Annotated in this window: 10 protein-coding genes; 4 read left to right on the top strand and 6 right to left on the bottom strand. The window is 27.6% G+C overall.

Annotated elements, in window-relative coordinates; translation table 11 throughout:
• A partial coding sequence (locus tag QZ429_RS06690; protein ID WP_291953086.1) for a ComEC/Rec2 family competence protein occupies window positions 1-1,105 on the top strand: 1,105 nt, incomplete at its 5' end.
• Here the strand turns inward: QZ429_RS06690 and QZ429_RS06685 are convergent.
• The 3 genes from QZ429_RS06685 to QZ429_RS06675 are packed head-to-tail and all read right to left on the bottom strand — an operon-like array spanning window position 1,052 to window position 3,946.
• Complete coding sequence (locus tag QZ429_RS06685) at window positions 1,052-1,864, bottom strand: YihY/virulence factor BrkB family protein (protein WP_291953084.1); 813 nt, start codon at window positions 1,862-1,864, stop codon at window positions 1,052-1,054. The two genes, QZ429_RS06690 and QZ429_RS06685, sit on opposite strands and share 54 nt — an antisense overlap.
• On the bottom strand, window positions 1,864-3,246 hold the full coding sequence (locus QZ429_RS06680) for an FAD-linked oxidase C-terminal domain-containing protein (protein ID WP_291953082.1): 1,383 nt from the start codon (window positions 3,244-3,246) through the stop codon (window positions 1,864-1,866). The genes QZ429_RS06685 and QZ429_RS06680 overlap by 1 nt, the downstream gene beginning before the upstream one ends.
• Window position 3,247: 1 nt before the next feature.
• Window positions 3,248-3,946, bottom strand: a complete 699-nt coding sequence (locus QZ429_RS06675; protein ID WP_291953088.1) for a plasminogen-binding N-terminal domain-containing protein — start codon at window positions 3,944-3,946, stop codon at window positions 3,248-3,250.
• 136 nt (window positions 3,947-4,082) lie between these two features.
• On the opposite strand from QZ429_RS06675, the gene QZ429_RS06670 reads away from it, so the two are divergent.
• The 3 genes from QZ429_RS06670 to tpx are packed head-to-tail and all read left to right on the top strand — an operon-like array spanning window position 4,083 to window position 7,119.
• Window positions 4,083-5,240, top strand: coding sequence for a peptidoglycan DD-metalloendopeptidase family protein (locus QZ429_RS06670; protein WP_291953080.1), 1,158 nt, complete (start codon window positions 4,083-4,085; stop codon window positions 5,238-5,240).
• A gap of 1 nt (window position 5,241) precedes the next feature.
• Window positions 5,242-6,588, top strand: a complete 1,347-nt coding sequence (gene mgtE / locus QZ429_RS06665) for a magnesium transporter (protein ID WP_291953078.1) — start codon at window positions 5,242-5,244, stop codon at window positions 6,586-6,588.
• Between the two features lie 12 nt (window positions 6,589-6,600).
• Window positions 6,601-7,119 (top strand): thiol peroxidase, encoded by a 519-nt coding sequence (gene tpx, locus QZ429_RS06660; protein WP_291953076.1) that lies wholly within the window; start codon window positions 6,601-6,603, stop codon window positions 7,117-7,119.
• Here the strand turns inward: tpx and QZ429_RS06655 are convergent.
• The 3 genes from QZ429_RS06655 to waaF form a co-directional block, all read right to left on the bottom strand.
• A complete protein-coding gene (locus QZ429_RS06655) occupies window positions 7,116-8,498 on the bottom strand; it encodes a replicative DNA helicase (protein WP_291953075.1) in 1,383 nt (460 codons plus the stop codon). The two genes, tpx and QZ429_RS06655, sit on opposite strands and share 4 nt — an antisense overlap.
• A 127-nt stretch (window positions 8,499-8,625) precedes the next feature.
• Entirely contained in the window at window positions 8,626-8,928 is a 303-nt protein-coding gene (locus QZ429_RS06650; RefSeq protein ID WP_291953073.1) for an HU family DNA-binding protein, read from the bottom strand.
• Window positions 8,929-9,023: 95 nt separating this feature from the next.
• Window positions 9,024-9,935 carry a lipopolysaccharide heptosyltransferase II gene (gene waaF, locus QZ429_RS06645; protein WP_291953071.1) on the bottom strand — a complete coding sequence of 304 codons (912 nt, stop codon included), beginning with the start codon at window positions 9,933-9,935 and terminating at the stop codon, window positions 9,024-9,026.
• Window positions 9,936-10,107 lie beyond the last annotated feature (172 nt).

Genomic DNA, 10,107 nt, shown 5'->3' with positions numbered 1-10,107 from the left:
CTTATCAAGCCATATAAAAGAAAATAAAAATGGTAAAAAATATCAAGTTTTAAAACTTAAAAATTCTAAATTTACTTTTTATACTCTAAATTATAAGATATTAAATCTAGATCAAAATAAGCTCATAAATCTTAAAATCATTACAAAAAATATAAATTTTAAAGATTATTTAAGTAAAAACTTTTTTATACCAAGCTATGACATTGAACAAATATCATCTAATAAACAAGAAAATTTTATCACTCAATATTTTTTAAATCAACATCAAAATACAAAAATAATAGAATTTTATGGTGCCTTATTTTTTGCTAAAAATATCTCATATCAATTACGTCAAGATATAAATTTTTATGGCATAGCACACTTAATAGCAATTAGCGGATATCACTTAGGATTGTTATTTAGCTTTTGTTTTCTAATTTTAACACCAATATATGCTTTTTTTCAAAAAAAATATTTTCCCTATAGAAATTTAAAATTTGATATTAGCTTATTGGTTTTTATACTTTTAATATCTTATACTTTTTTGATCAATTTTCCACCCTCTTATATAAGAGCTTTATGTATGGCTTTGTTTGGTTTTTATCTTTATTGTAAAAATATAAATATTTTAAGTTTTAATTTTTTGTTTTTAAGTGTGGCTTGTTGCATAAGTATCTTTCCGCAATTACTTTTTAGTGTAGGATTTTTATTTTCTATTTTAGGTGTTTTTTATATTTATTTGTATTTTTATCATTTTAAAAATTCTTTTTCAAATTTAACTCATATATTTTTTTTAAATTTTTGGACCTTTTTAGCTATGATTTTGCCTGTGTTGTATTTTTTTCCTCTACTTAGTTTTCAACAATTTTTAGCCATACCTCTTAGTATAATATTTGTGATATTTTATCCTTTAGTTTTATTGCTACATATTATTGGATATGGAGACTTTTTAGATAAAATTTTAATCCATTTTTTTGATATAAAATTTTATAGTATTGATTTTAAGGTTTCATTTTATTTTTACTTAGCTTATTTATTTATGTCATTACTTGCTATTTTTAATAAATATTTAGCTCTTTTTGTAATTTCTCTTGGATTTATTCCCTTTATTTTCTTGTTCTAAGAAAATATAAACTTTTAAACCAGAAAGATAAATTATCCAAGAAATATATATCCATAAAAAGAAAAATAATATAACAGAAAAAGAACCATATACGTTTAAATATGTTTTGTTATAAACTGCATAATACACAAAAATAATCTTAGAAATATACCATATAACAGAGCTTGCAAAAGAAATTATAAGCAAAATTTTCATATTGCCCTTTTTATTTAATGAACTAGAATACGATATAAAAAATAAAACCCAAATGATTACATAAGGTAAAATTTCAAAAAAATTTAAACCAATGTTAAAATCATCTAATGTTTGTTGTATTAAACCTGAAATATAAAAACTAAGACCTAATCCTAAAGGCGTTAAAGTAACTAAGGTCCAATAAGAACTAATGCTATGCCACAAATTTTTAGTCTCTTCTTGCAAAAGTTTATTAATCACATAATCATAGCCTGAAAAAAATGCTAACGAAGTAATAGTCATAGCTATAAGTCCTATCAAGCCGATATTTACACTATTTTTCAAAAAGGTATTAATATAGCCTATAATTAATTCTTGTTGAGTTGGAATTAAAAATGTAAAAATTAAACTTTTGATTTTTTCTTGATACATTTCAAAACTTGGAATTTGAGTAAAAACATAAAAACATAAAAATAAAAGTGGAATCAAAGACAAAATAGTATAAAAACTCAAAGCTGCAGCATAATTTAAAATTTCTTTATCTCTTAAAGATAAAAATATTTTTAAAATATTCTTAAAATTCATCAAAGCCCCATTTTGAAAGGATTTAAGATATTATTTGGATCAAATGCTTTTTTTATATTTTGCATTAATTCCATTTCAGCCTCACTAAATGCTAATTTCATAAATGGAGCCTTAGAAATCCCTATACCATGCTCTCCACTTAAAGTCCCACCCAAGGAGATTGTAAGTTTAAAAATTTCCTCTACTGCCTCATAGCCTCTTGCTACTAATTTAGGATCATTTTTATCACTTATCATTACATTAGTATGGACATTTCCATCACCTGCATGCCCAAAACAAGGAATTTTAAGATTATATTCTTTAGAAATTTTAGATATCCCTTTTAAAAGCTCTGGTAATTTTGCACGCGGGACCGTGATGTCTTCATTAAGCTTTAAATTTCCGTATATTGTGATACTTTGAGAACAATTTCTTCTTGCAAACCAAATATCTGATACTTCTTGCTCATCTTTAGCAATTTTAAATTCTTTAGCTTTAGAAGTCAAAAAATTTTCTTGCAATATCTTTAAATCTGCCTCTATAGATTCTTCTACATTAGCATCTACTTCAACAATCAAAATAGCTCCTGCATCTACTGGCAAACCTTTGTTAAATTTAGATTCTAGTGCTTGAATACTTAATTGATCTAAAAATTCCATAGAAACAGGCACAACACCTTTAGCTAAAGTCTTATAAACAGCATTCATTGCGTCATCTATATTGTCAAAAATTCCCATAGCAGTTTTTTTGATTTTAGGTAAAGTTGCAAGCTTAAGCGTAATTTGTGTAAGCACTGCTAAAGATCCTTCACTAGCTATTAAAATTCCAGCTAAATTATAGCCTGCAACATCTTTTATTGTTTTTTTGCCAGCTCTAATAATCTCTCCATTAGGCAAAACAGCTCTTAAAGCCATCACATAATCTTTAGTAATGCCATATTTTGTCGCTCTCATTCCGCCTGCATTTTCACTAACATTACCACCTATGGAAGAATAATCCATACTAGCAGGATCTGGCGGATAAAATAAATTATACTCACTCAATGCCTTTTGCAATCTTGCATTAATCACTCCTGGTTCTACTACAGCAACTAAATTCTCAAGATCAATTTCTAAAATTTTATTCATATGTTTTTCAAAGCTCAAAACTACGCCACCATTAATAGCCAAAGCTCCACCTGTAAAACCTGAGCCTGAACCTCTTGGAATTACGATAATATTTTCTTTATTGCAGTATTTTAAAATTTCACTAACATCATTTTCATTTCTTGGAAACAATACACCATCTGGCAAATAATGATTTTTAGTCGCATCATAACTATAAGCTCGCTTATGTATTTCATCAAAAAAAGCATTGTCTTTTTCTAATAAATTTTGAAAAAAAATTTTGTGTTTTTCTTGCATATTATTCTCTAGTCAAACTAATCAAATTTTTATAATAAATATAATAATTGCCTATAGCCTCATCATTTAAATTAAAAATATCACTTTTATATCCGCTAATTCTTGAATAAAATGGAATTTGCAAACTTTGTGCTTGCGGAATTTCTATCTCTTGTAATTTTTCAAAATCTTGACAATCAACTAATTCTGCTTTATTTTCTAAAGCAATAACTAAAATTCCTACTGCATTTTTTGAACAAAATGATCTAAAATCTGATCTTTTAGGAGTTTGACGATATTCTTGTATCATATGAGCACCAAATAAATCAGGATGTAAAAAATACAAATTACTAAATTTTTGTGCAATATAATCATACACTTTTTTATCAGGAGCTATAATTAAAGCTCTATCATAAAGATAATTTAAAACTACTTTATCTCCAACTTCTGGTAAAACATTTGGCAAAGGCATAGCATTTTGAACTAGCATATCAAAAACTTTAAATTGCAATTTCACTAGACCATTTTTACGCTCTATAACACTCACTCGTGCAACAATGCAATCTTGATTTTCAATACTATGAACAACAATACCACCAGAATGAATTAAAATCTTAGGATCATCTTGAACATAACCATAAATATCTTCAACCTTTTCTAATTTTGTTTGTATCAAATCAAAATTTTTTGCATATGAAAATACTATAAAACAAAAACTCATCAAAACAATTCTAATCAATTTCATCTCCTTTAGGATATAAAAACAAATTATATTGTCTTTTCCTTACAAAATTGTAAGGAAAATTAAGTAAAATACAAATTTATTTTATCTAAAAACAAGGTTTTATTTTATAATTATGAAAAAATTTTTTATATCTTTATTTCTTTCAATAAAATTATTTGCATTTTCAAGTATAGAAGAGCTTTCGTGGGAAGATGGCAAGACCTTGCTTAATTTCTTGCAAGATCATTCTATCCCACTTAATCTTTACTATAACCTAGACACAGAAGATAAAGAATCAAGTGCAGAAATTGCAAGTGGTGTAAAATATCAAATGCTAAAAGACGACCAAGGAAACCTTGAGCAAGCCTTAATCCCAATTAGTGATGATTTACAAATTCATATTTATAAAAATAAAAACAATAAATTCGTCCTTAGTTTTACCCCCATTTCTTACATAAAAGAAAAAAGAATATTGCGAGTAAATATAAATAATTCAGCCTATCAAGATGTATATGATGAAAGTGGAAGCGTAACTTTAGCACGGGCTATGGTGCGTGCTTTTAAAAATAGTGTAAATTTTAAAAATGTAAGACAAGGCGATAGTATTATTTTAATTTATGAGCAAAAAAGACGCCTAGGAAGGCTTTTTGGTGATATTAGCATAAATGCTGCTTTAGCCAACATAAGAAATAAAGAAAATTCTATATTTTTGTATAAAGATTCTTATTATAATGCCCAAGGGAAAGAATTAGAAAAATTTTTTTTAACTAAACCTGTGCAATATACTAGAATTTCAGATCGTTTTACAAAAGCAAGGTATCATCCTATCTTAAAAAAATATAGAGTGCATTTAGGAATTGACTATGCAGCACCTACTGGAACTCCGGTAAAAAGTGCTGGAGATGGAGTTATAAGTTTTATTGGCACTAAGGGCGGTTATGGCAAGGTGATACAAATTAAACACACTTCAGGATATATGACTTTATATGCTCATCTTAGTCGTTTTGCAAAAATTAAACGCAATCAAAAAGTCAAGCAAGGTCAAGTGATAGCTTATGTGGGATCAACTGGTATGAGCACTGGTCCTCATTTACATTTTGGACTTTATTTAAATAACAAAGCGATTAATCCTGAAACTATAGTAAAAATTCCAAAATCAAGTTTAAGTGGAAAAAATAAAGAAGAATTTTTAAAAATAGTTAAAAATTACCAAGATATCTTTAATAATATAAAAGAAGATTTCAAAAATCCACAAAAAGAACAAAATATAGAAAATTCGGTGGAGCTTTGATATGTCTAGTGATTTTTTGAAAGCACAAGAACTTTTAAAAAATATTTCTAGCACTCAAAGCACTTATGAAATCAATGAAGCATTAAAAACGATTAAAAAACATAATGAAGAACTTTTTTTACAAATCTTAAATTCTCTTGATATCTTTACTCTAGCAAATGTTGCTACCATAACACCTGAATACATACTTGAAGATATCTTAAAATACCTAAGCATTATAAAAATAGCTCAAGCAGTCGGGGAATTAGAAAGTGATGACGCAACAGATTTAATCAAACGCTTTGAAGAATTAAATCCTCAAAAAACTATCGCAATATTAAATCGTCTAAGTTCAGAAGATAAAGAAGAAATTTTACGTTTAAAAAATTATGATGAAAATACTGCTGGTGCTTATATGCAAACTGAAATTTTCACAGCTTCCTTAGACGAAAGTATAGAAAAAGCTATTAAAAGATATAGGATATTAAAAAAGAGTGAAAAGATAGATCAAATTTTTCAAATATATATTACCGATCAAAATGGAAAACTTTGCAATTCTATAAATTTAAGTGATCTTTTGCTTTGGGATTTTAAACTAAATTTTGCTGATATTATCAAAAAAGATAGCAATAAATACAAAAGCTATAGCGTAAAAGATCTTGATGATATACAAATGGCTATTGATATAGTTGAAGATTATGATTTAAGTGTTTTAGCTGTTGTAAATGATGAGGGAATTCTTTTAGGAAGAATCACTTATGATGATATCCACGATCTTATTCAAGATAACGCAACAGAGCAAATTTATAATCTAGCTGGGGTTGATAAAGAAGGAGAAGAAGAAGAAAGCACTTTAAAAGCAGCTAAAGCAAGAGCTTTTTGGCTAATGATCAATCTTGCTACTTCATTAATTTCAGCTAATATCATAAGCCTTTTTTCAGGAGAAATTGAGCAATTAGTCGCTTTAGCTGTTTTAATGCCAATTGTTGCTTCTATGGGAGGCAACACAGGATCGCAAGCTTTAGCAGTTACGGTAAGAAAACTTTCACTAAATGAAGTAGAATTTAAAGACGCAAAAGAAGTTATTTTAAGAGAAAGCGGTATTTCTTTGCTAAATGGTTTTATTTTCGCTGGTGTTATGGGTATTATAACTTTTATATGGTTTAAAACAACTATGCTAGGACTTGTAATAGCTTTATCTATGCTTATAAATTTAGCACTAGCTGGTTTTATAGGTTCTTTTGTGCCTTTAACATTAAAAAAATTTAAAATAGATCCAGCAGTTGGATCGAGTGTGGTTATTACGGCAATTACTGACGCGTTGGGATTTTTTAGTTTTTTGCTTTTAGCAAAAATGATACTTTTATGATAAGGAAAAAATATGGCTGTTGTAAAATTTAAAAATCAAAATATTCAATTAACAGGAAATGAGTTAAAAGTGGGAGATGACGCTCCTCAAATAATCCTTAAAACAAAAAATCTAGCTTCTGTAAAAATAGCTCCTCCTGGAAAAACTCAAATTTTAATGAGCTTACCAAGCTTAGATACTCCAATTTGCTCAAAACAAGCTAAAGAAACTAACAAAAGACTTGCTTCTATGAAAAATATCGAAGTTATTATCATTAGTATGGATCTACCTTTTGCTATGGATCGTTTTTGTGCAACAGAAGGGATTGATGATATCATAGTTGCAAGCGATTTTGCTTATAAGGAATTTGGATTAAAATATGGCACCTTAATAGGAGAAAGTATTTTTGCTGGGCTTTTGACAAGATCTGCTTTTATCATAAAAGATAGAAAAATAATTTACAAACAATTTGCAACAGATATAATGGGCAAAATAAATTTTGATGATTTAGAATTATTTATGTATAAAAAATATGGCTACCCCTTATGCTAAATCTCAAAATTAGTAACCACAAATTCTTCCTTTGGAGCCTCTATAAAGCAAGACTTTTCTTTTAAAAATAACAAATCTACGTGCCCAATTGGACCATTTCTATTTTTTCCTACGATAAGTTCAGCTTTTTCTTGAAGTGGATTTGGTATAAATTTTCTCTCATAAGATTTTCCATTTATTTTTGCTTTATTTTCTCTTTCTTTTTCCTCTTGTTCTTGATAAATTTCATCTCTATATACAAATAATATAGTATCAGCATCTTGCTCTATAGCACCACTTTCTCTTAAATCACTAAGCATAGGACGCTTATTTGCTCTACTTTCTAATGAACGATTAAGTTGAGAAAGTGCTACCACTGGCATATTTAATTCTCTTGCTAAAAGTTTTAATCCTCTTGAAATTTCACTTACTTGTAAATGTCTATCGCTAAATGCTGAATTACTCATCATAAGCCCTATATAATCAACCACACAAAGTTCTACACTCTCATCTTGAGCCTTAATCTTTCTTAAAATTGAACGAATATCAGCTATGCTTGCATACCCATTATCATAAACATAAAAATTCTTTTTAGAATATTCCTCACAAGCGTCATTTACCCTGCTCCATTCATCATCATTTAAATCTGCAATTAAAATTTTTTGTAAAGGTATAGAAGTTTTTGCACTAATTAATCTTTGCATAATATGTGTTGCTGGCATTTCTAATGAAAACATTACCACACCTTTATTTTGCCTTAATGCTTTTTCTATAAAATTTAAACAAATAGTTGTTTTGCCCATACCAGGACGAGCTGCAATGATAATGAGATCTCCTGCTTTAAAGCCTTTTGTCATTTTATTTAATTCATCAAAACCTGTATCAAGTCCTAAAATATCTCTATTTTCAGCCTCTTTTTGTTTTTTAAATTCTTCAACTAATTCTGATATAACCATAATCATATCTTTGATACTACTAGCATTAATTCTATTAGTTAAATTAAAAATTTCCTTGCCAATTTCATCAGAAATTTGAGAAATACTTTTATCTTCATTAACTCTAGTAGGTATAGTATAAGCAAAATTTAAAAGTTGTCTTCTAATTGACTTTTCTTTTAATTCATCAGCATATTTGCTTACATCAGCTATCGAAGTAGTAGCTAAGACTTCATTTAAAACTTCCTCATTTATATTTTTATGCTTTTTAATAAAACTAGCACCTATAGGCTTTCCAGCACTAGCACAAGCTACAATGGCTTTATAAATATCTTGATGAGCTTTAAGAGAAAAATCACTAAACACAATATCTGAAGATATACTAAAAAAAGAATCTTCACTATAAATACACGAACTAAGTATCGCTCTTTCTAGATCCAAATCAAAATGTTCATTGTGATTCATATACACTCCATCATAAATAAAATATCTTATTTTAAAAGATAATTTTATAATTATAAATAAAATGGAAATTTAATATTAAGATTATGCATTAATAAAAAAAATGCAAGAGTAAAACTCTTGCTTGAAATTATTTTTTAGCTTTTTTTGTAGCTTTTGAAGCAGCAACTACATCTTTAAGATTTTTTCCTACTTTAAATTTAGCAACTTTAGTAGCAGGAACGTCGATAGTTTTTCCTGTGCTTGGAACTCTTGCTGTTCTAGCAGCTCTTTCAACTACTGAAAAAGTCCCAAAACCTATAAAACTGATACTATCGCCTTTTGTTAATACATCAGTAATAGTAGCAATAACCGCATCTGTAGCAGCAGTTGCGTCTTTTTTAGTTAGCCCAGCAGTTTGAGCAACTTGAGAAATAAAATCTGCTTTAGTCATAAAAACTCCTTTTTTCAAAATAGTTTTTAAGTTTAGCACATTTAAATAGCTTTTTCAAGGGTATTTTAGTATTTTTATAGAAATTATTACTTATATTAGAATTGTTTTAATTCTCTTATAAGCATATCAGGTTTTAAATCCTCCATACAAGCGTGGTGTTTTAAAGGACAAACTCTCTTCATACAAGGCATACAAGGTAAATTTAAATGAATTATCTTTGCATTTTTTTGCCAAGGAGAGGTTTGATTAAATTTAGTAGGACCAAAAATAGCTAGCGTCTTTATGCCATAAACAGCACCTATATGCATAGGACCGCTATCATTTGTAATTAATATATCTAACATAGAGATATTTTTACACAAAGTAAAAATACTAGTTTTACCACATAAATTTTTTACTTTTATATCATCTTTTTTAAGTAAATTTTCTATATTTTTACAAATTAACTCTTCATTTTTCACACCAAAGATTATAATCTTATGCGTTAATGCAAATTCTTTTGCAACTTCATAAAAATATTCGCTTTTCCATCTTTTGGCACTTCCAAAATGTGCTCCAGGATTAATGCCTAAAATTTTTCTACTTTTTTTTGCCTTTATAGGTAGTTGAAGTTTTTCAGAGCTAGCTTTAAAAGCTAAAGCATTCTCTATAAAATTTAAATACTTCAATACTTGATGTTCTTCTTTTAAAACATTTTTATCAAAATAAAATCTTTTTTGAGCTTTAATTAAATTTAAAATAATCTTACTTGAAAATGCAGAACGGAAAGAAAAAGCAAAATCAAACAAAGCTAATTCATATCTTAATTTTAAAGCTTGCATATATCTTTGCTTTTTATTTTCAACTATAATTTTAGAATTTGGCAAATGTTTAAAAAGCTCTGTGCTAACAAAAGAACCATAAAAAACAAATTCAGCATTATTAAATTTTTCTCTTATAGCATAAATAGCAGCACTTGCCATCACTGCATCACCAAGCCAAGTAGGAAGATTGATAAAAATTTTCATTTGCGTATTTTTTCTACCAACTTTTCAAAGCCTCTAACTATCAAAGTATTTTCTAAATTTTTTATATTATTAATTAGTCCTTGTTTTTGAGCATTAATATGAGCTATTATAAGTTGAAGCCATTCTAAATGTTCTTTTATCCAAAGCATAGATTTGTTAAAACTATCATCTT

It is taken from the genome of Campylobacter sp. (assembly GCF_020024835.1).
Taxonomy (GTDB): Bacteria; Campylobacterota; Campylobacteria; order Campylobacterales; family Campylobacteraceae; genus Campylobacter_D.
The sequence above is the reverse complement of the archived record's forward strand: the minus strand, read 5'-3'. Positions and strand labels throughout refer to the sequence as shown.